Genomic DNA, 23,943 nt, shown 5'->3' on the forward strand with positions numbered 1-23,943 from the left:
TACGGGTTTTCCACAGGCGGCCTCCGCAGGTTATCCACAGCGGTTGACACCTTTCGACCGCCGACTCACCATTGAAGCGCACGGACCGAACGATCGGTCGGGACATGTGGGACGGCGCGTACCGCAGACGCGCACCGAGGTCGAGGGGGACGTATGGCGACAGCAGCCGCGCAGGACACGGTCGGCACCGAGGACGCCCTGCAGCGCGTCTTCGACGCCGCGGTGTCCGCCGAGGAGCGCATCGAGCCGCGCGACTGGATGCCGGACGCCTACCGGGCGACGCTGGTCCGCCAGATCGCGCAGCACGCGCACTCCGAGATCATCGGCATGCAGCCCGAGGCCAACTGGATCACCCGCGCCCCTTCCCTGCGCCGCAAGGCGATCCTGATGGCGAAGGTCCAGGACGAGGCGGGCCACGGCCTGTACCTGTACAGCGCGGCCGAGACCCTGGGCGCCAGCCGTGACGACCTGCTCGACAAGCTCCACAGCGGCCGCCAGAAGTACTCATCGATCTTCAACTACCCCACCCTGACATGGGCGGACGTCGGCGCGATCGGCTGGCTGGTGGACGGCGCGGCGATCACCAACCAGGTCCCCCTGTGCCGCTGCTCCTACGGGCCGTACGCGCGCGCGATGGTGCGCGTCTGCAAGGAGGAGTCCTTCCACCAGCGCCAGGGGTACGAACTGCTGCTGGCCCTGAGCAAGGGCACCGCCGAGCAGCACGCGATGGCGCAGGACGCGGTGGACCGCTGGTGGTGGCCGTCGCTGATGATGTTCGGCCCGCCCGACGACGAGTCCGCGCACTCCGCTCAGTCCATGGCGTGGAGGATCAAGCGGTTCTCCAACGACGAGCTGCGCCAGCGGTTCGTGGACATCTGCGTCCCCCAGGCGGAGTCCCTCGGCCTGACCCTGCCCGACCCCGAACTGCGGTGGAACGAGGAGCGGGGGCACTACGACTTCGGTCCGATCGACTGGACGGAGTTCAAGGAAGTCCTCAAGGGCAACGGCCCGTGCAACGAGCAGCGGCTGACCCAGCGCCGGCGGGCGCACGAGGAGGGCACCTGGGTCCGCGAGGCCGCCGCGGCCTACGCGGCCAAGCACCACGACACGACAGGAGAGCGGCAGGCATGACCAACACCGACTGGCCCCTGTGGGAGGTCTTCGTGCGCTCGCGCCGGGGCCTGTCCCACACCCACGCCGGCAGCCTGCACGCACCGGACGCGGAGCTGGCCCTGCGCAACGCGCGGGATCTGTACACCCGACGCGGCGAGGGCGTCTCCATCTGGGTCGTCCCGTCGGCCGCGATCACGGCCTCCTCGCCCGACGAGAAGGACCCGTTCTTCGAGCCGGCCGCCGACAAGCCCTACCGGCACCCGACGTTCTACGAGATCCCCGAGGGGGTGCAGCACCTGTGACGACGCCTCCGACACCTACGACGTTCACGCCCCTCGCCGCCCCGGCCGCACCCTCAGCCGTCACGGCCGCCGCGCTGGCCCTCGGCGACGACGCCCTGGTGCTCTCCCACCGGCTCGGCGAGTGGATGGGACACGCGCCCGTGCTGGAGGAGGAGGTCGCCCTCGCCAACATCGCGCTCGACCTGCTGGGCCAGGCCCGGGTACTGCTGTCGATGGCCGGCGACGAGGACGAACTCGCCTACCTGCGCGAGGAGCGCGCCTTCCGCAACCTCCAGCTGGTCGAGCAGCCGAACGGCGACTTCGCCCACACCATCGTGCGCCAGCTGTACTTCTCCACGTACCAGCATCTGCTGTACGCCCGGCTGGCCACCGGCGACGGCCCGTTCGCACCGCTTGCCGCGAAGGCCGTCAAGGAGACCGCCTACCACCGTGACCACGCCGAGCAGTGGACCGTGCGCCTCGGCGACGGCACGCGGGAGAGCCACGAGCGGATGGCCCGGGCGGGCGACGCCCTGTGGCGGTTCACGGGCGAGATGTTCCAGCCGGTGGAGGGCCTGGACATCGACCCGCGCGAGCTGGAGAGCGTCTGGCTGGAGTCCGTCGAGAGCGTGCTGCGCCGGGCCACGCTGAGCGTGCCCGAGGGCCCGCGCTCGGGGGCGTGGACCGCCGGCGCCGGCCGGCAGGGCCTGCACACCGAACCGTTCGGCCGGATGCTCGCCGAGATGCAGCATCTGCACCGCAGCCACCCGGGGGCGTCATGGTGACGCTCACCCCGCTGGAGGCGGAGCTGCTGCGGGTCGCCGGTTCGGTGCCCGACCCGGAGCTGCCCGTGCTCACCCTGCGGGAGCTGGGCGTGGTGCGCGCGGTGCGGGTGAGTGGCGCGGACACCGAGGCCGGCACAACCGTGGAGGTCGAGCTGACCCCGACCTACACCGCCTGCCCGGCTCTGGAAGCGATGTCGCTGGACATAGAGCGGGCGCTGCACGCCCACGGGGTGCGCGAGGTCACCGTCCGTACGGTCCTGAGCCCCGCCTGGTCCACGGACGACATCTCCCCGGAAGGGCGCCGCAAGCTACGCGAGTTCGGGATCGCTCCTCCCCGCGAGCGACGTGAGGCCGGCCCTATCGGCGTACCGCTCGGGCCCACCCGCACCCACGCCGACGACGAAGGCTCCCCCGGCCCCGGGGCATCGCAGGACCCGGTGCGCTGCCCGCTCTGCGGCTCCGCCGACACCGAACTGCTCAGCCGCTTCTCGTCCACCGCCTGCAAGGCGCTGCGCCGCTGCCTGGCCTGCCGCGAACCCTTCGACCACTTCAAGGAGCTGTGATGGCCCGTTTCCACCCGCTCCCGGTGGCCGCGGTGGACCGGCTCACCGACGACTCCGTGGCCCTCACCTTCACGGTTCCGGTAGCGCTGCGCGCCGAGTACCGGCACGCGCCGGGCCAGCACCTGGCGCTGCGGCGCGTCGTCGACGGCACCGAGGTGCGGCGCACCTACTCGATCTGCTCGCCCGCCCCCGCGCCCGGTGACGAGGGGCCGAGCACCCTGCGGGTCGGGGTGCGGCTGGTCGAGGGCGGGGAGTTCTCGACCTACGCGCTGAAGGAGATCGCGGCCGGCGACGAGATCGAGGTGATGACCCCGGCAGGCCGCTTCACCCTCGACCCGGCCCCGGGTCTGTACGCGGCGATCGTCGGCGGCAGCGGCATCACCCCGGTGCTGTCGATCGTCTCGACCCTGCTCGCCCGGGAACCGGAAGCCCGTTTCTGCCTGATACGCGGCGACCGTACGACGGCGTCGACGATGTTCCTGGAGGAGGTCGCCGACCTCAAGGACCGCTACCCCGAGCGGCTGCAACTGGTCACGGTGCTCTCCCGGGAGGAACAGCAGGCCGGGCTGCCCTCCGGGCGGCTGGACCGGGAGCGACTGACCGGGCTGCTACCGGCCCTGGTGCCCGTGGCCGCGGTGCGCGGCTGGTTCCTGTGCGGGCCGTACGGGCTGGTGCAGGGCGCGGAGGGAGCGCTGCGCGGGCTCGGCGTGGAGCGGGCGCGGATCCACGAGGAGATCTTCCATGTGGACCTCGTCGCCCCCACCACCACGGCAGCCGCGCCCGCACACAGCACGGTGACCGCCCGGCTCGACGGGCGCGCCGGGAGCTGGCCCGTGCGGGACGGGGAGTCGCTGCTGGAGACGGTGCTGCGCAACCGCCCGGACGCGCCGTACGCCTGCAAGGGCGGGGTGTGCGGCACCTGTCGGGCCTTCCTGGTCACCGGCGAGGTCCGCATGGACCGCAACTTCGCGCTGGAACCGGAGGAGACGGACGCGGGATACGTGCTGGCGTGCCAGTCGCATCCGCTGACGGAGAAGGTGGAGGTGGACTTCGACCGCTGAAAGGGCGAACCGTCCTCTGTGACCACCCGGCGGCCGGAGACCGTCCGGCGGCCTGAGACCACCCGGCGGGCTGCAGACCGCTCCGGCGGCGTCTGAGACCACCCCGGCGTCCCTCGGTGTCACCGCTCGCCCCCTCGTCTTCTCGCCCCCTCGTCCCCTCGTCTTCTCGTCTTCTCGTCCCCCAGTTCCGGCCTTCCCGTCGCGTCCCCGTTCCGTTCTCCTGACACCTGCCCTATCTTGACGGACCGTCAGATGTGCCGGATGTGCTGACCCGTCGGGAGGACTGCCGTGGACTTCACCTTCAGCGAGGAGCAGTTGGCGGCGGCCGAGGCGGCCGAGGGAGTGTTCGCCGGGGTGGCGCCGGACGCGGTACCGAGTCCGGCGCTCACCCGGGGCGCCCCCGTCGCGGAGGGCTTCGACCGGGCGCTGTGGTCGAGGCTCGCGGAGGCCGATCTGCTGAGCCTGCTGCTCGACGAGGAGTTCGGCGGGGCGGGGCTGGACGCCGTCGCGCTGTGCCTGGTGCTGCGGGAGTCGGCGAAGGTGCTGGCCCGCGTGCCGCTGCTGGAGCACAGCGCGGCCATGGCGGCCGTACAACGGTACGGGAGCCGGGAGTCGGCGCGGGAGCTGCTGCCGGGGGCCGGGCGAGGCGAGACCGTCATGACCGTCGCCGCGCACGGAGGCACCGGGCACGACCCCGCGGAACGGGCCGTCGCCGCCCGGCGGGACGGCGCCGGCCGGTGGGTGCTGGACGGCACGCAGACGGCGGTGCCCTGGGCGTACGACGTGGACCTCGTCGCCGTACCGGCGCACACCGAGGCCGGCCGGACCGTACTCGCGCTGGTGTCCCCACACGCGGACGGGGCCGCGCTGGCCCGGCAGGTGTCCACCAACGGCGAGCGGCTCGGGGAGCTGCGGCTGGAGTCGGCGCGGATCGCCGACCGGTATGTCGTCGAGGCCGAGGACGCCTGGCCGTGGCTGCGGGACATGCTGGCGACCGGCACCTGCGCCCTGGCGCTCGGGCTGGGCGAGCGGGTCCTGCGGATGACGAGCGAGTACGCCGGGCAGCGGGAGCAGTTCGGGTATCCGATCGCGACCTTCCAGGCCGTCGCCGTCCAGGCGGCCGACCGGTACATCGACCTGCGGGCGATGGAGGCCACGCTGTGGCAGGCGGCGTGGCGGATCGCCTCGGGGGCGCCGGGTGCGCTGCCGGCGTCCGGGGACGTGGCCGTGGCGAAGATCTGGGCGGCGGAGGGAGTACGGCGGGTGGTGCAGACGGCCCAGCATCTGCATGGCGGCTTCGGCGCCGACGTCGAATACCCCCTGCACCGCTACCACGCCTGGGCCAAGCACCTGGAGCTCTCACTCGGCCCGGCGGCGGCCCACGAAGAGGCCCTGGGCGACCTTCTGGCGGCTCACCCGCTGCACGCCTGAACGCCGGCACAGCACACAGCTCAAGCCGTGGAGCACGCATCCGCCAACCGCGTGCGGGCCCACCCGAGGGCCCGCACGTGGACCCACCCGTGGACCCCACCCAACCCGCACGTGGCCCCAACCCACCCGCTTATCAACCTGCACGTGGACCCGCACCTGGACCCGCACGCCACCTGGCCCCTGCACGGGGGCCCGCACGCGGCTCTGCACGCGGACCCGAAGCAGGTGGCCAGGCAGCGCAGCGCTTCCTACAGCACGAAGCCCGGCTTGCCGTCGTCCGTGACGACCGGGCGGCCCGCGGCGGCCCAGGAGTGCATGCCGCCGTCGACGTTCACCGCGTCGATGCCCTGCTGGGCGAGGTACATCGTCACCTGCGCCGAGCGGCCGCCCGAGCGGCAGATGACGTTGATCCGGCCGTCCTGCGGAGCGGCCTCGGTCAGCTCGCCGTAGCGGGCGACGAACTCGCTGATGGGGATGTGCAGCGCGCCTTCTGCGTGGCCCGCCCGCCATTCGTCGTCCTCGCGGACGTCCAGCAGGAAGTCGCCGTCCTTGAGGTCGCGAACCTCGACCGTGGGAACACCAGCTCCGAAACTCATGCCTCAGACGCTACCCGACGACGCCTCACCGACCAGCTCGGCGAGTTCCGCCTCCCGGGCGGCGACGTCGGCGAGGAGCCGCTCGGCGATCTCGTCCAGGAGCCGGTCCGGGTCGTCGGGGGACAGCCGGAGCATCGAGGCGATGGGGCCGTCCTCCAGTTCCTTGGCGACCCGGGTCAGCATCTCCTTGCGCTGCGAGAGCCACTCCAGACGGGCGTACAGCTCCTCGGCGCGGCTGGGCCGCCGTTCGGCGGGGGCCGGGCCGGCCGCCCACTCGTCGGCCAGCTCGCGCAGCAGGGCCTCGTCGCCACGGGCGTAGGCGACGTTGACGCGGCTCAGGAACTCCTCGCGGCGCTTGCGGTCGGCTTCCTCGCGGGCCAGGTCGGGGTGGGCCTTGCGGGCCAGCTCGCGGTACAGCTTGCGGGCCTCGTCACTGGGACGCACGCGCTCCGGGGGCCGTACGGACTGGTCGGTGAGCATCGCGGCGGCCTCCGGGTACAGGCCCTCGCCGCCCATCCACCCGTGGAACAGTTCCTCGACCTCCGGCATCGGCATCACCCGGGCGCGGGCCTCCTCGGCGCGGCGGCGGTCCTCGGGGTCGCCGCTGCGGGCCGCCCGGGCCTCGGCGATCCGGGCGTCCAGTTCGTCGAGGCGGGCGTACATGGGGCCGAGTTTCTGATGGTGCAGCCGGGAGAAGTTCTCGATCTCCACGCGGAAGGTCTCCACGGCGATCTCGAACTCGATCAACGCCTGCTCGGCGGTCCGCACAGCCTGTTCGAGCCGCTCCTCGGGCCGCGACCGCTCAGCTTCGGGGGTCGTCACCCGACCAGCGTAGTCGCTGCGCCCGGCCGGGACGCAGCGCCCGGCCGACCGACCGGGCCCCGGGCCCCGGGCCCCGGGCCGTCAAGCAAGCCGGACCCTCCGTCCCCTGCCCGCTTTCCCCCGTTCCCAGCGGTTCAGGCGCCTCCCGTCCCGGACCCCCTCCCCCAGCCCTGCCGGCTCCCCAGCCCTGCCGGCTCCGGCCGCCGGCGACGGCGCACCCCGTCACACCCCCGTCTCCGCCGCCACCCTGCCCGACCGCACCGCCGCCAACAGGTCCGCGTGGTCGGCCTCGGTGCGGTCGGCATAGGCGACGGCGAAGGCGGCGAGTGCGGTGTCGAGTTCGTCGTTCTTGCCGCAGTAGCCGGCCAGGAGGCGCGGGTCGGCGCTGTGGGAGTGGGCCCGGGCGAGCAGGGCGCCGGTCATCCGGCCGTAGTCGTCGATCTGGTCGGCGGTCAGGGCGGCCGGGTCGACGCTGCCCTTGCGGTTGCGGAACTGACGGACCTGGAACGGCCGCCCGTCGACCGTCGTCCAGCCCAGCAGGATGTCGCTGACCACCTGCATCCGCTTCTGGCCGAGGACGACCCGGCGGCCTTCGTGCGGCACCGGCGCGACCGTGTGACCGGCGGTCGCCAGGTGCGGCAGCAGCGCCGAGGGGCGGGCCTCCTTCACCTGCAGGACCAGCGGCTCGTCCCGGTGGTCCAGCAGGAGCACCACGTACGAGCGGGTGCCGACGCTGCCGGTGCCCACGATCCGGAACGCCACGTCGTGCACCGCGTGCCGGGCGAGCAGCGGCAGACGGTCCTCGGGCAGGGTCTCCAGGTACGGCCCCAGCGACGCCGCGACGGCCGCCGCCTCCGCGTCCGGGACCCTGCGCAGCACCGGCGGCGCGTCCACGAAGCGGCGCCCGCCGTCCGCCGCCGCCTCGGTGGACTTGGCCGCGAAACGCCCGCTGGTGTTGGCCCGTGCCTTCTCCGACACCCGCTCCAGGGTGCCCAGCAGATCGTGGGCGTCGGTGTGGGAGACCAGTTCCTCGTCGGCGATGGCGTTCCACGCGTCGAGCGCGGGCAGTTTCGCCAGCAGCCGCATCGTGCGGCGGTAGGAGCCGACCGTGTCGTACGCCGCCCTGTGGCAGGTGTCCTCGTCGGCGCCGGTCTCGCGGCCCGCGAGGACCAGTGAGGTGGCGAGCCGCTTGAGGTCCCACTCCCAGGGACCGTCGACCGTCTCGTCGAAATCGTTCAGGTCGATGACCAGCCCACCGCGGGCGTCGCCGTAGAGGCCGAAGTTGCCGGCGTGGGCGTCACCGCAGATCTGGGCGCGCACCCCGGTCATCGGGGTCCGGGCCAGGTCGTACGCCATGAGGCCGGCCGAGCCCCGCAGAAACGCGAACGGGGTGGCGGCCATGCGGCCCACCCTGATCGGGGTCAGCTCGGCGATACGCCCCCGGTTGGACTCCTCGACCGCGGTCGCCGCGTCCGGGCGGCCGGCGTCCTGCGCGAGGTCGGCGTGCGCGGCCCGGGGTACCCGCTGCCGCAGCGCCTTGCCCTCCGCCTTGGGGGAGTCGCCGGCGGCTCGGCGGGCGAAGCCGGGTATGTGCGGCAGCCGCGGGCTCCCCGCACCCTCACCGGTCTCGATCACGGCAACCGCCTCCCCCACACACGCACGCACGAATGACGCGAACAGTGTCCTGGCGGCCCGGACTCCGGGCAACCTTCCCCCGCCCCGCCGTCATGGCCCCCGGCCTGTAAGCATCCTCACACCCCGGAGCCGCCCCTGCCGGACCCTGCCGGACGCTGCCCGGACCTCGTCGGCCACTGTCCGGACGTCGGCCAGAGGGTTTCCGGACAACGCGAAAGCCCCCAGGTCCGAGACCTGGGGGCTTTCGACTCGTGCGCGAGGGGGGAGTTGAACCCCCACGCCCTTGCGGGCACTGGAACCTGAATCCAGCGCGTCTGCCTATTCCGCCACCCGCGCATTGGGTGTGTCCTGGGGCTCCGATCCGTTCGGTGCGGCGCCTTGCGACATGCAGAACATTAGCACGCCGGACGGGGTGGCTTCACATCCCTTACCGGCCGCCGGACCGGCACGCACCGCACCACCACCGCGACCCCACCACACACCACACCACCACCGCGCCCCCACCACGCCCCCAGCCCGGCGGCACCCCGGCGCACCCCCGCCGACACCCGCCGACACCCGCCACCGACCCTGCACATTCCGCCACCGCCCCGGCACCGTCCGCCACGTCTCGGAGCCGACCGGTTCACGTATCAACCTCGTACCGGTAGCCCCTTCTTCCCCCGCACCCGGGCAAGCTCCACAGCCAGGTGCGGGACACTGGTCTACAGCCGCCTCTACGATCCTGGGCAGAACGACGGCAGACAGCAGGCAGACAGCACGGCGGACAGCACGGCAAAGGGCCCGGCAGAGGGTCACGACAACGAGCACGGCAGGACCCGTCGACCGGCTTCGAAAGGGGGAACCGGCCGATTCACCGCCGCGTGGATACGATCAGTAAGCAGTACGAGCAAGGCGAGCAGCACAGCGGTACCAGCAGAACCAAAACAAGCAGTACCAGCAGTACCAGCAGTACCAGCAGTACCAGCAGCACCAGGCAAGGCCCCGGCACAGCAGCTACGACGGAGGAGGTGCCCCATGGGAGTCCTGAAGAAGTTCGAGCAGCGCCTTGAGGGTCTGGTCAACGGCACCTTCGCCAAGGTCTTCAAGTCCGAGGTCCAGCCCGTGGAGATCGCCGGCGCGCTCCAGCGCGAGTGCGACAACAACGCGCAGATCTGGAACCGCGACCGCACCGTCGTTCCCAACGACTTCATCGTGGAGCTCAGCGCTCCCGACCACGAGCGGCTGAGCCCCTACTCGGGCCAGCTCGGCGACGAGCTCGCCGGCATGGTCCGCGACTACGCCAAGCAGCAGCGCTACACCTTCATGGGCCCGATCAAGGTGCACCTGGAGAAGGCGGACGACCTCGACACCGGCCTCTACCGGGTGCGCAGCCGTACGCTCGCCTCCTCCAGCAGCCAGCAGGCCCCGGCCGGCCTGCCCCCCGCCGGCGGCCAGCGCCCCGGCACCCCCGGCGGCTACGGCTACCCGCCCGCCGGCGCACCCGCCGCGCCCCCCATGCCGTCCGCTCCGCCGCCCGGCGCCCCCGGGGCCCGCCCCGGCGGGTACGGCTATCCGCCCGCGGCGGGCGGCGGCCTCGCGGGCGCCCCGCAGCCCGGCGCGCGCACACGCCACTGGATCGAGATCAACGGCACCCGCCACCAGATCTCCCGCCAGACGCTCGTACTCGGCCGCTCCACCGACGCCGACGTGCGGATCGACGACCCCGGCGTGTCCCGCCGGCACTGCGAGATCCGGACCGGTTCGCCCTCGACGATCCAGGACCTCGGGTCCACGAACGGCATCGTGGTGGACGGGCAGCACACCACCCGCGCTACGCTCCGCGACGGCTCGCGGATCGTCGTGGGCAGCACCACCGTTATCTATAGGCAAGCCGAAGGGTGAAGCGGGGGCAATGTCAGAGCTGACCCTCACGGTCATGCGGCTGGGGTTCCTGGCCGTACTGTGGCTGTTCGTGATCGTGGCCGTGCAGGTCATCCGCAGCGACCTGTTCGGTACGCGCGTCACCCAGCGCGGCGCGCGCCGGGAGGCGGGTCGCGCGCAGCAGGCGCAGCGGCAGGCGCCGCCCCAGCAGCGCCAGCAGCCGGCGGCCGGCGGACGCCAGCGCCGCAACGCCCCGTCCAAGCTCGTCGTGACCGAGGGCACCCTGACCGGCACCACCGTCGCGCTCCAGGGCCAGACCATCACCCTGGGCCGGGCGCACGACAGCACCATCGTGCTGGACGACGACTACGCCTCCAGCCGCCATGCCAGGATCTACCCGGACCGTGACGGCAACTGGATCGTCGAGGACCTGGGCTCCACCAACGGCACGTACCTCGACCGAACGCGGCTGACGACCCCCACACCGATTCCGCTGGGCGCGCCGATCCGCATCGGCAAGACCGTCATCGAGCTGCGGAAGTAGTGCTGCATCATGAATGAGCGCGAGCGGAGCGAGCACGCCGCGGCGGCCGGCACCCCGGGCCCCGGCGTGTTCCCGACCGGAGGGTGGGCAGTGTGGCTCGACACGACCGGCTGTACCCGGGGCCGACGGGCGAGGTGGGCATGAGTCTGTCACTGCGCTTCGCCGCCGGATCGCACAAGGGCATGATCCGGGAGGGCAACGAGGACTCCGGTTACGCCGGTCCGCGCCTGCTCGCCATCGCCGACGGCATGGGCGGCGCGGCCGCCGGTGAGGTGGCCTCCTCGGAGGCGATCTCCACGATCGTCGCGCTCGACGAGGACGTGCCCGGCTCCGACGTCCTCACCTCCCTCGGTACCGCCGTCCAGCGCGCCAACGACCAGCTGCGCCACATGGTCGAGGAGGACCCGCAGCTGGAGGGCATGGGAACCACCCTGACCGCGCTGCTGTGGACCGGCCAGCGCCTCGGCCTGGTCCATGTCGGCGACTCCCGCGCCTATCTGCTGCGTGACGGCGTCCTCACCCAGATCACCCAGGACCACACCTGGGTGCAGCGCCTGGTCGACGAGGGCCGCATCACCGAGGAAGAGGCCACCACCCACCCCCAACGGTCCCTGCTGATGCGGGCGTTGGGCAGCGGCGAGCATGTGGACCCCGATCTCTCGATCCGCGAGGTCCGGGCCGGCGACCGCTACCTCATCTGCTCCGACGGTCTGTCCGGCGTGGTGTCCCACCAGACCCTGGAGGACACCCTCGCCAGCTACCAGGGCCCCCAGGAGACCGTCCAGGAGCTCATCCAGCTGGCGCTGCGCGGCGGCGGACCCGACAACATCACCGTGATCGTCGCGGACGTCCTCGACCTGGACACCGGCGACACCCTGGCCGGTCAGCTGTCCGACACCCCCGTGGTGGTCGGCGCGGTCGCCGAGACCCAGCACCAGGCGCACGACAACGGCATCATGCAGACCCCGGCCGGCCGGGCGGCGTCGCTGGGGCGCCACCGGCAGGGCGGCGGCGAGTTCGGCCCGCCCGGCTCGGGCAGCGACATCACCGGCTTCATCCCGACCGACGGCCTCGCCGACTACACCGGGGACGACCTCACCAAGCCCCGCAAGGGCCGCAAGTGGCTGAAGGTCTCCCTGTACACCACCCTCGCGCTCGCCGTCGTCGCCGGCGGCCTCTACGGCGGGTGGCGCTGGACACAGACCCAGTACTACGTCGGCACCAACGGCGAGCACGTCGCGCTGTACCGCGGCATCAGCCAGGACCTGGCCTGGGTGTCGCTGTCGAACGTGGAGAAGGACTACCCAGCCATCGAACTCAAGTACCTGCCGTCCTACCAGCAGAAGCAGGTGCAGGCCACGATCACCGAGGACAGCCGGTCCAGCGCCCAGAAGAAGATCGACGAACTCTCCGTGCTGGCGTCCGCGTGCAAGAAGCAGGCCGACATCGCCTCGGGAACCACTCCCGCCGCACCTCCGTCCAATGCTTCACCGAGCCCGAATCCGTCGGGCTCGGCGTCCACGTCCGAGCCGACCCCCTCGTCGTCCCCGTCCCCGTCCGCGACCGCCACTCCCAGCCCCGGCCCCACCCTGTCGGAGGAAGAGAAAGAGGTCGTCTCGCAGTGCGGTAAGCAGTAGCGAGCCGTGAGAGGCCCCGTCACACGATGAGCAGTCCGAACACAACGCACACGCCGACGCACCACACCTCGACGATCGGCGCGATCGGAGCGCCGAGCCGGCGCAACACCGAGCTCGCGCTGCTGGTCTTCGCCGTCGTCATCCCGGTCTTCGCCTACGCCAACGTGGGGCTGGCCATCGACGAGGAGGTGCCGTCCGGCCTGCTGAGCTACGGCCTGGGCCTCGGCCTGCTGGCCGGCGTCGCCCACCTCGTGGTCCGCAAGTTCGCCCCGTACGCGGATCCGCTGCTGCTGCCGCTGGCCACGCTGCTCAACGGGCTCGGGCTGGTCGCCATCTGGCGGCTCGACCAGTCCAAGCTGCTGCAGAGCATCGAGCAGGCGGGTACGGCCGCGCCGCGGCAGCTGATGTACACGGCGCTGGGCATCGCCCTGTTCATCGTGGTGCTGATCTTCCTCAAGGACCACCGGGTCCTGCAGCGCTACACCTACATCTCCATGGTCGGCGCGCTGGTCCTGCTGCTGCTGCCACTCGTGCCCGGCCTCGGCCAGGACATCTTCGGCGCCAAGATCTGGATCTCGGTGGCCGGCTTCTCCATCCAGCCCGGTGAGTTCGCCAAGATCGTGCTCGCGATCTTCTTCGCCGGCTATCTGATGGTCAAGCGGGACGCGCTCGCCCTGGCCAGCCGCCGCTTCCTCGGGCTCTACCTGCCCCGAGGCCGCGACCTCGGACCGATCATCGTCGTCTGGGGCATCTCGATCCTGATCCTGGTCTTCGAGACCGACCTCGGAACCTCACTGCTCTTCTTCGGCATGTTCGTGATCATGCTGTACGTCGCCACCGAGCGGACCAGCTGGATCGTCTTCGGTCTGCTGATGTCCGCGGCCGGCGCGGTCGGCGTCGCGAGCTTCGAGTCGCACATCCAGACCCGTGTGGACGCCTGGCTCAACCCGATGCACGAGTACGAGCTCAGCCGGGCCGGCGCCCCCGGCGTCCACTCCGAGCAGGCCATGCAGGCCCTGTGGGCGTTCGGCTCCGGCGGCACCCTCGGCACCGGCTGGGGCCAGGGCCACTCCGAGCTGATCCGCTTCGCCGCCAACTCCGACTTCATCCTCGCCACCTTCGGCGAGGAGATCGGCCTGGCCGGGCTGATGGCGCTGCTGCTGCTCTACGGCCTGATCGTCGAGCGCGGCATCCGCACCGCCCTGGCCGCCCGCGACCCGTTCGGCAAGCTCCTCGCCGTCGGCCTGTCCGGCGCCTTCGCGCTGCAGGTCTTCGTGGTCGCCGGCGGTGTGATGGGGCTCATCCCGCTGACCGGTATGACGATGCCGTTCCTGGCGTACGGCGGTTCCTCCGTGATCGCCAACTGGGCGCTCATCGGCATCCTCATCCGGATCAGCGACACCGCGCGCCGCCCGGCCCCCGCCCCCGCCAGCAACCCCGACGCCGAGATGACCCAGGTGGTCCGCCCGTCATGAACAAACCCCTGCGCCGGATCGCGATCTTCTGCGGCCTCCTCGTCCTCGCCCTGCTCGTCCGCACCAACTACCTGCAGTACGTCAAGGCGGACGAGCTGGCGAGCCAGACCGAGAACCGCCGCGTCAACATCGCCCGCTACGCCACCCCGCGCGGCGACATCATCGTCGACGGCAAGGCCATCACCGGCTCCGTCGAGATGAGCAGCGGCGACTACAAGTACAAGCGCACCTGGAAGGACGGCCCCATGTGGGCGCCCGTCACCGGCTACTCCTCGCAGGCGTTCGGCGCCAACCAGCTGGAGAAGCTGGAGGACGGCATCCTCACCGGCAACGACGACCGGCTGTTCTTCCGCAACACCCTCGACATGCTCACCGGCAAGGCGCAGAAGGGCGGCAGCGTCGTCACCACCCTCAACGCCGCCGCGCAGAAGGCCGCGTACGAGGGTCTCGGCGACAAGAAGGGCGCGGTCGCCGCGATCGACCCGGCCACCGGCAAGATCCTGGCCCTGGTCTCGACGCCGTCGTACGACCCGTCGAAGTTCGCCGGCTACTCCGACGAGGACGCCAAGGCGTGGAACGCGGTCCAGAAGAAGAACAACCCCGACGACCCGATGCTCAACCGGGCGCTGCGCGAGACCTACCCGCCGGGCTCCACCTTCAAGATCGTCACGGCTGCCGCCGCGCTGGAGAACGGCATCGTCTCCGGCATCGACGACCCCACGGACACCCCGGACCCGTACCGGCTTCCGCAGTCCACCAAGGACCTCACCAACGAGCACGGCAAGTGTGAGAACGCCACGCTGCGGGAGGCACTGCGGGTCTCCTGCAACACCGTCTTCGGCAAGCTCGCCGACCAGGTCGGCAACGAGAAGATGATCGAGCAGGCGGAGAAGTTCGGCTTCGGCAACAAGGAGCTGGACACCCCCGTGCGCGCCGCCGAGAGCGTCTACCCCGAGGACAACCGGCCGCAGAACGCCCTCGACGGCATCGGCCAGGGCTCCAACCGGGCCACCCCGCTGCAGATGGCCATGGTCGCCGCGGCCGTCGCCAACGACGGCAAGCTGATGCGCCCGTACATGGTCGACCAGCTGCGCGCCTCCAACCTGGACGTGATCACGACCACCGATCCCGAGGAGCTCTCGCAGCCCATGTCCTCGGAGACCGCGCAGAAGCTTCAGGCCATGATGGAGACGGTCGTGGAGACCGGTACCGGAACCAACGCGGCCATCGACGGCGTCAAGGTCGGCGGCAAGACCGGTACCGCCCAGCACGGCCTCAACAACAGCGAGAAGCCGTACGCCTGGTTCGTCTCGTACGCCAAGCTGTCCGACGGCAGCTCCCCGGTGGCCGTCGCGGTGATCGTCGAGGACGGCGCCGCCAACCGCGGCGACATCTCCGGCGGCGGTCTGGCCGCCCCGATCGCGAAGGCCGTCATGAAGGCGGTCATCGGCAACAACAAGTGACCCTGCCCACAGCGCCCGCACATCCGTGCACGTTGGGATACCGGTCCCGTATCGGGTGACGGGCTCGGCCAGGTCACACAGAGCGAGCCGGGTACGGTATGCCCGGACGGCACACCGACGTATCCACAAGGGTGGGCTCGGGACCGACGGAGAGGGCTGGTAGGTAGCTATGGAAGAGCCGCGTCGCCTCGGCGGCCGGTACGAGCTGGGCCAGGTGCTCGGCCGTGGTGGCATGGCGGAGGTCTACCTCGCGCATGACACCCGCCTGGGCCGCACCGTGGCGGTGAAGACGCTGCGCGCGGACCTCGCGCGTGACCCTTCCTTCCAGGCCCGGTTCCGCCGGGAGGCCCAGTCGGCCGCCTCGCTCAACCACCCCGCGATCGTCGCGGTCTACGACACGGGCGAGGACTACATCGACGGGGTCTCGATCCCGTACATCGTCATGGAGTACGTCGACGGCTCCACCCTGCGTGAGCTTCTCCACAGCGGCCGCAAGCTGCTGCCGGAGCGCGCGATGGAGATGACCATCGGCATCCTGCAGGGCCTGGAGTACGCCCACCGCAACGGCATCGTGCACCGCGACATCAAGCCGGCGAACGTGATGCTCACGCGCAACGGCCAGGTCAAGGTGATGGACTTCGGCATCGCCCGGGCCATGGGCGACGCCGGCATGACCATGACCCAGACCGCGGCCGTCATCGGCACCGCCCAGTACCTCTCCCCGGAGCAGGCCAAGGGCGAGCAGGTCGACGCCCGGTCGGACCTCTACTCCACCGGCTGTCTGCTGTACGAGCTGCTGACCGTCCGCCCGCCGTTCGTCGGCGACTCCCCGGTCGCGGTCGCCTACCAGCACGTACGGGAGGAGCCGCAGGCGCCGAGCGTGTTCGACCCGGAGATCACTCCGGAGATGGACGCGATCGTGCTCCGCGCCCTGGTCAAGGACCCGAACTACCGCTACCAGTCCGCCGACGAGATGCGCGCCGACATCGAGGCCTGCCTCGACGGCCAGCCGGTCGCGGCCACGGCGGCGATGGGCTCGGTCGGCTACGGCGGCTACCCCGACGACCAGCCCACGACGGCCCTGCGCGCGGACGCCAACGCCGCGGCGACCACCATGCTGCCCCCGATGAACCCGGACGACGGCGGCTACGGCTACGACGACCGGCCGGACCGGCGGCGCCAGCCCCAGCGCAAGAACCACACCTCGACCATCCTGCTCGTCGTCGCCGCGGTGATAGTCCTGGTCGGCGCCATCCTGATCGGCAAGTACACGTTCAGCGGCGGCGCGGGCAGCGAGAAGGTCACCGTGCCCAACTTCGTCGACCAGACGAAGACCCAGGCGCAGCAGATGGCCACCAACGCCGACCTGCAACTGAAGATAGAAGAGAAGGAGTGCGAGAACACCGAGACCGGCAAGGTGTGCTCGCAGAACCCGACGGCCGGCACCAGCGTGAACAAGAACGAGACGATCAGCCTGGTCGTGTCGACGGGCGCGCCCAAGGTGCCGGTGCCGGACGTGGAGGGCCTGAGCTTCGAGAAGGCCAAGTCTCAGCTGGAGGAGAAGGGCTTCACCGTCGAGAAGAAGACGAAGGAGTCCGACCAGAACCCGGGTGTCGTCCTCAGCCAGGACCCGAAGCGTGACACCGAGCGGGAGAAGGGCTCGACGGTCACCCTGACGGTGTCGAAGGAGCCGGCCAAGTCCACGGTCCCGGACGTCCTCAACCGCTCCTGCGAGGACGCCAAGAACCAGATGCGGGCCAGCGACCTGGAGGGCGTCTGCGTCGACGTCGAGGTGACCGACCCGAACCAGGACGGCAAGGTCATCGAGACCTCCCCGGGCAGCGGCCAGGAGGTCAAGAAGGGCTCCCAGGTCCAGATGAAGGTGGGCAAGCTCAAGCAGCAGGAGCAGGTCCAGGTCCCGCAGCTGCAGAACCAGCGCCTCAAGGACGCCAGGAAGGCGCTGCAGGACCTCGGGCTCAACGTCGCGATCCAGGGCGTGGACGACGACAACGCCACCGTCTTCAGCTCGAACCCGCCCCCGGGCAGCACGCTGAACAAGGGCGACACCGTCACCCTGTTCACGTTCGGCGGCGGCGGAGGCGGCGGCGGAGGCGGCGGCAACAACGACGGCGGAGGCGGCCTCTTCGGCTAGCCACCACCCCGGCACCGGCAAAGAGCCCCGGCACCCTGGAACGGGTGCCGGGGCTCTTACCGTGCGGGCGCCGGGTCACCGCAGCTCCTTGGGCGGAGTCCGCTCGCTGTCGACCTTCTCCGTGCGGACCAGTTCGCCCCACACCACGTACCGGTAGCGGCTGGTGTAGACGGGGGTGCAGGTGGTCAGCGTGATGTAGTGGCCGGGCTTGGTACGCCCGGACTCCTCGGGGACCGGCGCGAGGACCTTGACGTTGTACTTCGAGGTCTCCGGGAGGATCGCGTACACCTTGTACACGTACCAGGTGTCCTTCGTCTCGAAGACGATCGGGTCGCCCTTCTCCAGCTTGTGGATGTCGTGGAACTTCGCGCCGTGCCCGTCGCGGTGCGCGGCGAGGCTGAAGTTGCCGTTCTTGCCGGAGGTGGGGAGCGTGGCCCGCACGGGGTCGGTGTAGTAGCCGGCGACACCGTCGTTGAGCACCTTCGAGGAGGTGCCCTTCTCGACGAGCACCTCGTCGCCGCCCATCGCGGGCACGTGCAGGAAGCCGATGCCGTTCTTGGTGTCCAGCGCGCCGGGACCGCCTCCGCCCTCCTCGCCCCGCTCCCAGCTGTCGCGCACCTTGTGCGCCTGCGCGTCGGCGTGCCGGTCGGCGATCACGTTGGTCCACCACAGCGAGTAGACGACGAACAGGCCGAGCACCAGCCCGGCCGTGATCAACAACTCGCCCAGGAAACTGACGGCCAGTGCGATCCGGCCGGGACGGCGGCGTCCCGCGGATGTGGAAGGTGAGGTTTCGGTGCCCTCTGCGGTCGCTGCCACTGTTCCTCTTAGCCCTGTAGCCCTAACTGACGAGTGCGTCCGGCTTGCCCTTGCTGCGCGGCCGTTCCTCGACCATCTTGCCCCAGACGATCAAGCGGTACTTGCTGGTGAACTCCGGCGTGCACGTCGTCAGGGTGATGTACCGGCCGGGCGCGGTGAAGCCGGAGCCCTCGGGCACGGCGTCGAGGACGCTGACGTTGCTCGGCGGGGTGCTCGGCAGCATCGAGGCCACCTTGTAGACGTAGTAGTCGTCCTGGGTCTCGACGACGATGTCGTCGCCCGCCGACAGGCGGTTGATGTAGCGGAAGGGCTCTCCGTGGGTGTTGCGGTGGCCCGCGAGTCCGAAGTTGCCCGTCTTCGCGTCGGGCATGGCGGTCTTGAGGGGGTCCTCGCCGTAGTGGCCGACCATGCCCTTGTCGAGCACCTTCTTGTTGCTGATGCCCTCCGCGATGGGCACGACCACGTCCAGCTTCGGGATGTGCAGGATGGCGAAACCCTGGCCGGGCTCGAAGGACCCGGGGTTGCGCTTGCCGCTGGCCCAGTCGTCCTGGAGGTCGCCGGCCGCCTTGTCGGCCTGGGCGTGGGCCCGGACGTTGGTCCACCACAGCTGGTAGGTGACGAACAGCAGCATCAGCACGCCGGTGGTGATGAACACCTCGCCGATCGCCCGGCTGGCGAGCACCGCCGGGCTGGGCTTGCGGGCCCGTGCCTGCCGACGGGCCTCCACCCGGGTGAGGGGCCTGCCCGCGTCGGCCGGCGCGTCCGACGCGGCCGATGACGGGGTTCGCGGCTCGGCGGCTGTCCCCTGACGCCCGTGACGCCGCTTGGCGGCCTTTCTACGGGCCGCACGCCCTCCGGTCGGGGTTCCGGGGACGGACGGGGCTGCCGGGCCCGCAGAGGCGGATATGGGCTCGCCGTCGTAGGACGGCTTCGGCAGGTCCGCGATCCGCAGCGCCATCGTCTCCTCGTCGGAGGGGACGCCCGCGGCACCGCCGAACGGGCCGGGGCCCGGGGCGGAGTCCGGACCGGCGCCGGGCGGCCCGGCGGTGGTTCCGTACGCCGGATCGCCGAAGGACTCGTACGCCTGGGTGCCGTACGAGTCCTCGCGCTCCGGGCGCAGCGCGGTCACGCCGATGTCCTGCCCACCACCGGGGCGAGCCCGGCCGACCTCGCCACCGCGTCCTGGTCCCCGCACTCCACGAGCCAGTTGGCCAGCATCCGGTGCCCGTGCTCGGTGAGCACCGACTCGGGGTGGAACTGCACGCCCTCGACGGGCAGTTCCCGGTGGCGCAGGCCCATGACGATGCCGTCCTGGGTACGCGCGGTGACCTCCAGCTCGGCCGGCACGGTGGCGGGCTCGGCGGCCAGCGAGTGGTAGCGGGTCGCGGTGAACGGCGAGGGAAGACCGGCGAAGACGCCCCTGCCCGCGTGCTCCACCAGCGAGGTCTTGCCGTGCAGCAGCTCCGGCGCGCGGTCCACCACACCGCCGTAGGCCACCTGCATCGACTGCATGCCGAGGCAGACGCCGAAGACGGGGACACCGGTGGCGGCGCAGTGCCGGACCATGTCCACGCAGACGCCTGCCTCCTGAGGGGTGCCGGGGCCGGGGGACAGCAGGACGCCGTCGAAGCCGTCCTGGGCGTGGGCCGTGGCGACCTCGTCGTTGCGCAGGACCTCGCACTCGGCGCCCAGCTGGTACAGGTACTGGACCAGGTTGAAGACGAAGCTGTCGTAGTTGTCGACGACGAGAATGCGCGCGCTCACTGGTTGTCCACCGTCACATCGTTGAAGGGAAGCAGCGGTTCGGCCCACGGGAAGACGTACTGGAAGAGGACGTAGACCACGGCCAGGACCAGCACGATCGAGATCAGCGCCCTGAGCCACGCGTTTCCCGGCAGATGCCGCCAGATCCAGCCGTACATGCCGTCCCTTCCGTCGCACCACGGCACCAGACTCTCGCCGTACCGCACCAGACTAACGGCGCAGGGCCGCCGGTCTGCCTGCCTCCACCGGCCGGGTGGCGTCCAGGTGCGCCCAGACGATCAGCCGGTGGCTGTGGCCCCACTCCGGGTCGCAGGTGGTGAGGGTCAGGTACCGGCCCGCCCGTGTGTACCCCGACTTACGGGGGACAGGGTCGATCACCTCAATGTCGGTGGGAAGCGTTTTGTAGGGCCCTTTGTCGATCCGATACGTGAACCAGGTGGTTCCGTCGGTCAGCACCACCGCGTCGCCGGGCCGCAGCTTCGGGAAGTCCTTGAAGGGGTCGCCGTACGTCCGCCGGTGGCCCGCGACCGAGAAGTTGCCCGGCCCGCCGAGGCGTGCGGTGCCCGTGTAGTGGCCGAGGCCTTTCTTCAGGGTGCCGGTGTCCGTTCCCTCCAGGACGGGTTTGTTCCACGTGAAACCGAGGCGCGGGATGTACATGACCGCGAAGGGTTCGCCGGTCCGGTACGGCTGCACGGCCGGCGCGGGCCGGGCCGCGGCGCCGCCCGGCGCTCCGGCCGCCTCGCGCGCCCACCGCTCCTGCAACCGGTCGACCTGCTCGTCCATGACGCGGTCGGCCCGCACGCCGGTCCAGAACAGCACGTGGACCACGAAGAGGACGATGACGGTGCCGACGGTGATGCAGAGTTCGCTGAGGGTCCTGACGATCACGCGCACCGGCGGCTCCTGCGGCTCCTTCCGGCTCCCGTGGGAAACCGGCCGACCTACTGCTCCACGGGCTCGGCGTACTGCAGGTCCACTGTGCCCGAGTAGCCCGGCAGAGTCACCGTGCCGTCCTCGGTGACTTTCCAGCCGAGGCCGTAGACATTGACGTAGACCATGTAGTTCTGGATCGCGCGCGAGTCGGCGAGGGCCTTGCGCAGCCTGTCGGTGTCCCCGACCGCCTGGATCTTGTACGGCGGCGAGTAGACCCGGCCCTGGAGGATCAGGGTGTTGCCCACGCAGCGCACCGCGCTGGTGGAGATCAGCCGCTGGTCCATGACCTTGATCCCCTCGGCGCCGCCCTGCCAGAGGGCGTTCACCACGGCCTGCAGGTCCTGCTGGTGGATGACCAGGTAGTCGGGTTGCGGCTCGGGATAGCCGGGGAGCTTGGCGGTGGCGTTCGGCGGGGCGTCGTCGAGCGTGACGGTGATCGCCTCGCCCTTGACCGGGCGGGTGCCGGCCTGGTTCTCCAGCGCGGCCTGCCGGTCGATGTCGGCCTGGCTGCGGCCGGTGTCGGCATCGGCCAGCGCCTCGACGTCGCCCCGCAGGGCCGCGTTGGACTCCTCCAGCTCACCGTTCTCGCGGCTGCGCTCGTGGATCAGGTCGGACAGCCTCAGCAGGGAGGCGTCGGTGCGGATGTCGGTGCCCTTGGCCGTGTTGAAGCTGGTGAAGAAAATGAGCCCGGCGAGAGCGAAGACCGCGACCGTGAGGATGCGGACCGGACGGACACGAGGCCTGCGGCCGGGAGCGGAACCCGTTGAACCCGTCCCGGGGGAGTCGGCAGAATTGCTCAACGTACCCTTATCTCCTTCGGCGCCGTAGAAGCACTACGCTAACGGACGCCCGGGGGAGCCCTCAGCGTCCCCTTGTCAGCAGGAGAGACCCTCGTGCCTAAGTCACGTATCCGCAAGAAGGCCGACTACACGCCGCCGCCGGCGAAGCAGGCGGCCGCCATCAAGCTCACCAACCGCGCCTGGGTGGCGCCGGTGATGCTGGCCATGTTCCTGATCGGCCTGGCCTGGATCGTGGTCTTCTACGTGACCGACGGATCCCTGCCGATCGACAAGCTGGACAACTGGAACATCGTGGTGGGATTCGGCTTCATCGCCGCCGGATTCGCCGTCTCCACACAGTGGAAGTAGCAGGCCCGGGCCCAGTTCTGCCCAGGGCTCTGCCCTGAGTTATCCACAGCGGTTTTCCACATGGGGAAAAGAAAGACGATCTGTGGATAACTCCTCGGAGGTTGACGCCGGTGTGACCGAACTACTGGTGAACGGAAACCTTCGAAAGCACGTTCGCCCCCTGCCTGACCTGCGGAAACGTAGGTCGGTGACAGGGGGCGCTGCTGTTCACGCACCTTGTGCACAAGATCCGCCACGCGCTGTGGACAACGACCTGCTCAGGTGAGCTGTGCAGTCCTCAGGATGGTGATCACCACGACCGCGGCCAGCACCAGGGCACACGTTCCGAACTGGACCAGCGCTCTGCGCTCCCGGGGGGCGTGGACCATCGCGTAGCCGATGACCACACCGGCCACCAGCCCGCCGATGTGGGCCTGCCAGGCGATGCCGCTCCAGCTGAAGGTGAACACCAGGTTGATCACGAGCAGGGCGATGACCGGCCGCATGTCGTACCGCAGCCGGCGCATCAGCACGGCGGTTGCCCCGAACAGTCCGAAGATGGCGCCGGACGCCCCGAGCGTGCCGGTGTTCGGGTCCTCCAGTAGATAGGTGAGCGCACTGCCCGCCAGGCCGGAGGTCAGATAGAGCGCCAGATAGCGGGCGCGGCCCAGGGCCGCCTCCAGGGGACCGCCCAGCCACCACAGGCTCAGCATGTTGAAGCCGATGTGCCAGATCGCCTCGTGCGCGAACATCGAGGTGAAGAGCAGGTACCACTGCCCCTCGGCGATGCCCTCGGTCGGGGTGAAGGGCGCGGGCGGCCACTGGCCGACCTGGACGAGCCGGTCGAGGAACGAGGTGTCGGCCCGCCCCGCGAAGAACACCGCGAGGTTGATCCCGATGAGGATCTTGGTGACCAGACGCGGGTCGGCCGCGACCGTGCCGCCCGCGAGGGTGCGCGGCTGGTTGGCCGCCGGCGCGTGCCCCGTGCCCGATCCGCCACGCACGCACTCGGGGCACTGGAACCCCACCGACGCGCTGACCATGCACTCGGGACAGATCGGCCGCTCGCAGCGGGTGCAGCGCACGCCGGTCTCGCGGTCGGGATGGCGGTAGCAGCCCGGCAGACCGCTCTGCTCGTCCGGCCGGCTGCCTGGCGCCTGTTCCATGAACTCCCCTAGATCCTGTGGGCGGGGCGACGGTACCCGCGGGCAGTACTTTGCCCCGCTCATCTCTACGGACGAGCGGGGCAATAGGTTCCCGGCGCCTGACCGGGACGGCGGTTCAGCGCTTCTCGACGACGACCGTCTCGATCCGGACGTCCTGCACCGGACGGTCGGTGCGCGGGTTGGTCTGCGTGGCGGCGATCGAGTCGACGACCTTCTGGCTCGCCGCGTCGGTGACCTCACCGAAGATGGTGTGCTTGCGGGTCAGCCAGGCCGTCGGGGAGACCGTGATGAAGAACTGCGAGCCGTTGGTGCCCGGACCGGCGTTGGCCATGGCCAGCAGGTAGGGCTTGTCGAACCGCAGGTCGGGGTGGAACTCGTCCTTGAACTGGTAGCCGGGGCCGCCGGTGCCGTTGCCCAGCGGGTCACCGCCCTGGATCATGAACCCGCTGATCACCCGGTGGAAGACCGTGCCGTCGTAGAGCTTGGCCGTGGACTTCTCGCCGGTGGCGGGGTTGGTCCACTCACGCGCGCCCGTGGCGAGCTCGACGAAGTTCCGCACCGTCTCGGGGGCGTGGTCCGGGAAGAGCCGGACCTCGATGTCGCCGTGGTTGGTCTTCAGGGTGGCGTACAGCTGCTCAGCCACGATGTGCCTTCCGTTGTCTTCCTGTGACTCCCCGATCCTCGCACGCCCCGGCCCGTACGTCGCCCGGCGG

24 protein-coding genes and 1 tRNA gene are annotated in these 23,943 nt (G+C 70.8%); 13 read left to right on the forward strand and 12 right to left on the reverse strand.

Going from position 1 to position 23,943, the window contains the following annotated elements; all coding sequences use genetic code 11:
• Nucleotides 1-153 precede the first annotated feature (153 nt).
• The 6 genes from paaA to AC3ET3_RS00620 all read left to right on the forward strand — a co-directional run bounded on the left by paaA (nt 154) and on the right by AC3ET3_RS00620 (nt 5,234).
• Nucleotides 154-1,131, forward strand: a complete 978-nt coding sequence (gene paaA / locus AC3ET3_RS00595) for a 1,2-phenylacetyl-CoA epoxidase subunit PaaA (RefSeq protein ID WP_432133576.1) — start codon at nt 154-156, stop codon at nt 1,129-1,131.
• Nucleotides 1,128-1,415 carry a 1,2-phenylacetyl-CoA epoxidase subunit PaaB gene (paaB, locus tag AC3ET3_RS00600; protein ID WP_366835263.1) on the forward strand — a complete coding sequence of 96 codons (288 nt, stop codon included), beginning with the start codon at nt 1,128-1,130 and terminating at the stop codon, nt 1,413-1,415. The genes paaA and paaB overlap by 4 nt, the downstream gene beginning before the upstream one ends.
• The gene (gene paaC / locus AC3ET3_RS00605) at nt 1,412-2,179 is read left to right on the forward strand and encodes a 1,2-phenylacetyl-CoA epoxidase subunit PaaC (protein ID WP_432133575.1); all 768 of its coding nucleotides are present in this window, start codon (nt 1,412-1,414) and stop codon (nt 2,177-2,179) included. The genes paaB and paaC overlap by 4 nt, the downstream gene beginning before the upstream one ends.
• On the forward strand, nt 2,173-2,742 hold the full coding sequence (gene paaD, locus AC3ET3_RS00610) for a 1,2-phenylacetyl-CoA epoxidase subunit PaaD (RefSeq protein ID WP_432157206.1): 570 nt from the start codon (nt 2,173-2,175) through the stop codon (nt 2,740-2,742). The genes paaC and paaD overlap by 7 nt, the downstream gene beginning before the upstream one ends.
• Nucleotides 2,742-3,803, forward strand: coding sequence for a 2Fe-2S iron-sulfur cluster-binding protein (locus tag AC3ET3_RS00615; RefSeq protein WP_435611430.1), 1,062 nt, complete (start codon nt 2,742-2,744; stop codon nt 3,801-3,803). Before paaD ends, AC3ET3_RS00615 begins: the two co-directional genes overlap by 1 nt.
• A 288-nt stretch (nt 3,804-4,091) precedes the next feature.
• On the forward strand, nt 4,092-5,234 hold the full coding sequence (locus tag AC3ET3_RS00620; RefSeq protein ID WP_432133572.1) for an acyl-CoA dehydrogenase family protein: 1,143 nt from the start codon (nt 4,092-4,094) through the stop codon (nt 5,232-5,234).
• 248 nt (nt 5,235-5,482) lie between these two features.
• On the opposite strand, the gene AC3ET3_RS00625 is transcribed toward AC3ET3_RS00620, so the two are convergent.
• The 4 genes from AC3ET3_RS00625 to AC3ET3_RS00640 all read right to left on the reverse strand — a co-directional run bounded on the left by AC3ET3_RS00625 (nt 5,483) and on the right by AC3ET3_RS00640 (nt 8,623).
• The gene (locus AC3ET3_RS00625) at nt 5,483-5,830 is read right to left on the reverse strand and encodes a rhodanese-like domain-containing protein (RefSeq protein ID WP_432133571.1); all 348 of its coding nucleotides are present in this window, start codon (nt 5,828-5,830) and stop codon (nt 5,483-5,485) included.
• A gap of 3 nt (nt 5,831-5,833) precedes the next feature.
• On the reverse strand, nt 5,834-6,652 hold the full coding sequence (locus AC3ET3_RS00630; RefSeq protein WP_432133570.1) for a hypothetical protein: 819 nt from the start codon (nt 6,650-6,652) through the stop codon (nt 5,834-5,836).
• Between the two features lie 222 nt (nt 6,653-6,874).
• Nucleotides 6,875-8,287, reverse strand: coding sequence for a DUF2252 domain-containing protein (locus tag AC3ET3_RS00635; protein WP_432157208.1), 1,413 nt, complete (start codon nt 8,285-8,287; stop codon nt 6,875-6,877).
• A gap of 252 nt (nt 8,288-8,539) precedes the next feature.
• Nucleotides 8,540-8,623, reverse strand: a tRNA-Leu gene (locus AC3ET3_RS00640).
• Nucleotides 8,624-9,304: 681 nt separating this feature from the next.
• Between AC3ET3_RS00640 and AC3ET3_RS00645 the strand changes: the two genes are divergently transcribed.
• The 6 genes from AC3ET3_RS00645 to pknB all read left to right on the forward strand — a co-directional run bounded on the left by AC3ET3_RS00645 (nt 9,305) and on the right by pknB (nt 17,421).
• The gene (locus AC3ET3_RS00645; RefSeq protein WP_432133568.1) at nt 9,305-10,171 is read left to right on the forward strand and encodes an FHA domain-containing protein; all 867 of its coding nucleotides are present in this window, start codon (nt 9,305-9,307) and stop codon (nt 10,169-10,171) included.
• A 10-nt stretch (nt 10,172-10,181) separates the two neighbouring features.
• Nucleotides 10,182-10,694 carry an FHA domain-containing protein FhaB/FipA gene (locus tag AC3ET3_RS00650; protein WP_432133567.1) on the forward strand — a complete coding sequence of 171 codons (513 nt, stop codon included), beginning with the start codon at nt 10,182-10,184 and terminating at the stop codon, nt 10,692-10,694.
• Nucleotides 10,695-10,786: 92 nt separating this feature from the next.
• Nucleotides 10,787-12,331: a Stp1/IreP family PP2C-type Ser/Thr phosphatase gene (locus AC3ET3_RS00655; protein ID WP_432133566.1), complete on the forward strand. Its 1,545-nt coding sequence runs from the start codon at nt 10,787-10,789 to the stop codon at nt 12,329-12,331.
• Nucleotides 12,332-12,357: 26 nt separating this feature from the next.
• Entirely contained in the window at nt 12,358-13,806 is a 1,449-nt protein-coding gene (locus tag AC3ET3_RS00660; RefSeq protein WP_432133565.1) for an FtsW/RodA/SpoVE family cell cycle protein, read from the forward strand.
• Nucleotides 13,803-15,269 (forward strand): peptidoglycan D,D-transpeptidase FtsI family protein, encoded by a 1,467-nt coding sequence (locus tag AC3ET3_RS00665; protein WP_435611431.1) that lies wholly within the window; start codon nt 13,803-13,805, stop codon nt 15,267-15,269. The genes AC3ET3_RS00660 and AC3ET3_RS00665 overlap by 4 nt, the downstream gene beginning before the upstream one ends.
• 169 nt (nt 15,270-15,438) lie before the next feature.
• A complete protein-coding gene (pknB, locus tag AC3ET3_RS00670; protein WP_435611432.1) occupies nt 15,439-17,421 on the forward strand; it encodes a Stk1 family PASTA domain-containing Ser/Thr kinase in 1,983 nt (660 codons plus the stop codon).
• Between the two features lie 75 nt (nt 17,422-17,496).
• Here pknB and AC3ET3_RS00675 read toward each other — a convergent pair whose 3' ends face one another.
• Genes AC3ET3_RS00675 through AC3ET3_RS00700 form a run of 6 tightly spaced genes read right to left on the reverse strand, consistent with a single transcriptional unit; the run spans nt 17,497 to nt 21,737 of the window.
• Complete coding sequence (locus tag AC3ET3_RS00675) at nt 17,497-18,240, reverse strand: class E sortase (RefSeq protein ID WP_432133562.1); 744 nt, start codon at nt 18,238-18,240, stop codon at nt 17,497-17,499.
• A 22-nt stretch (nt 18,241-18,262) separates the two neighbouring features.
• The gene (locus AC3ET3_RS00680; RefSeq protein WP_435611433.1) at nt 18,263-19,369 is read right to left on the reverse strand and encodes a class E sortase; all 1,107 of its coding nucleotides are present in this window, start codon (nt 19,367-19,369) and stop codon (nt 18,263-18,265) included.
• Nucleotides 19,366-20,004, reverse strand: coding sequence for an aminodeoxychorismate/anthranilate synthase component II (locus AC3ET3_RS00685; protein ID WP_432133560.1), 639 nt, complete (start codon nt 20,002-20,004; stop codon nt 19,366-19,368). The genes AC3ET3_RS00680 and AC3ET3_RS00685 overlap by 4 nt, the downstream gene beginning before the upstream one ends.
• Nucleotides 20,001-20,162 carry a hypothetical protein gene (locus AC3ET3_RS00690; protein ID WP_432133559.1) on the reverse strand — a complete coding sequence of 54 codons (162 nt, stop codon included), beginning with the start codon at nt 20,160-20,162 and terminating at the stop codon, nt 20,001-20,003. The genes AC3ET3_RS00685 and AC3ET3_RS00690 overlap by 4 nt, the downstream gene beginning before the upstream one ends.
• 52 nt (nt 20,163-20,214) lie before the next feature.
• The gene (locus AC3ET3_RS00695; protein ID WP_432133558.1) at nt 20,215-20,898 is read right to left on the reverse strand and encodes a class E sortase; all 684 of its coding nucleotides are present in this window, start codon (nt 20,896-20,898) and stop codon (nt 20,215-20,217) included.
• Between the two features lie 47 nt (nt 20,899-20,945).
• Nucleotides 20,946-21,737 (reverse strand): DUF881 domain-containing protein, encoded by a 792-nt coding sequence (locus AC3ET3_RS00700; protein ID WP_432133557.1) that lies wholly within the window; start codon nt 21,735-21,737, stop codon nt 20,946-20,948.
• 93 nt (nt 21,738-21,830) lie between these two features.
• On the opposite strand from AC3ET3_RS00700, the gene crgA reads away from it, so the two are divergent.
• A complete protein-coding gene (crgA, locus tag AC3ET3_RS00705) occupies nt 21,831-22,085 on the forward strand; it encodes a cell division protein CrgA (protein ID WP_432133556.1) in 255 nt (84 codons plus the stop codon).
• 257 nt (nt 22,086-22,342) lie between these two features.
• Here crgA and AC3ET3_RS00710 read toward each other — a convergent pair whose 3' ends face one another.
• Nucleotides 22,343-23,230, reverse strand: a complete 888-nt coding sequence (locus tag AC3ET3_RS00710) for a rhomboid family intramembrane serine protease (RefSeq protein ID WP_432157212.1) — start codon at nt 23,228-23,230, stop codon at nt 22,343-22,345.
• Between the two features lie 115 nt (nt 23,231-23,345).
• Nucleotides 23,346-23,873 carry a peptidylprolyl isomerase gene (locus AC3ET3_RS00715; protein WP_432133554.1) on the reverse strand — a complete coding sequence of 176 codons (528 nt, stop codon included), beginning with the start codon at nt 23,871-23,873 and terminating at the stop codon, nt 23,346-23,348.
• Between the last annotated feature and the right edge of the window lie 70 nt (nt 23,874-23,943).

It is taken from the genome of Streptomyces sp. bgisy159 (assembly GCF_057707805.1).

What these genes read in the sequence shown, in the direction of transcription:
- paaA (WP_432133576.1), top strand. Translation starts at nt 154, where the DNA reads ATGGCGACAGCAGCCGCGCAGGACACGGTCGGCACCGAGGACGCCCTG.
- paaB (WP_366835263.1), top strand. Translation starts at nt 1,128, where the DNA reads ATGACCAACACCGACTGGCCCCTGTGGGAGGTCTTCGTGCGCTCGCGC.
- paaD (WP_432157206.1), top strand. Translation starts at nt 2,173, where the DNA reads ATGGTGACGCTCACCCCGCTGGAGGCGGAGCTGCTGCGGGTCGCCGGT.
- AC3ET3_RS00615 (WP_435611430.1), top strand. Translation starts at nt 2,742, where the DNA reads ATGGCCCGTTTCCACCCGCTCCCGGTGGCCGCGGTGGACCGGCTCACC.
- AC3ET3_RS00625 (WP_432133571.1), bottom strand. Translation starts at nt 5,830, where the DNA reads ATGAGTTTCGGAGCTGGTGTTCCCACGGTCGAGGTTCGCGACCTCAAG.
- AC3ET3_RS00645 (WP_432133568.1), top strand. Translation starts at nt 9,305, where the DNA reads ATGGGAGTCCTGAAGAAGTTCGAGCAGCGCCTTGAGGGTCTGGTCAAC.
- AC3ET3_RS00650 (WP_432133567.1), top strand. Translation starts at nt 10,182, where the DNA reads ATGTCAGAGCTGACCCTCACGGTCATGCGGCTGGGGTTCCTGGCCGTA.
- AC3ET3_RS00660 (WP_432133565.1), top strand. Translation starts at nt 12,358, where the DNA reads ATGAGCAGTCCGAACACAACGCACACGCCGACGCACCACACCTCGACG.
- AC3ET3_RS00665 (WP_435611431.1), top strand. Translation starts at nt 13,803, where the DNA reads ATGAACAAACCCCTGCGCCGGATCGCGATCTTCTGCGGCCTCCTCGTC.
- pknB (WP_435611432.1), top strand. Translation starts at nt 15,439, where the DNA reads ATGGAAGAGCCGCGTCGCCTCGGCGGCCGGTACGAGCTGGGCCAGGTG.
- AC3ET3_RS00690 (WP_432133559.1), bottom strand. Translation starts at nt 20,162, where the DNA reads ATGTACGGCTGGATCTGGCGGCATCTGCCGGGAAACGCGTGGCTCAGG.
- AC3ET3_RS00710 (WP_432157212.1), bottom strand. Translation starts at nt 23,230, where the DNA reads ATGGAACAGGCGCCAGGCAGCCGGCCGGACGAGCAGAGCGGTCTGCCG.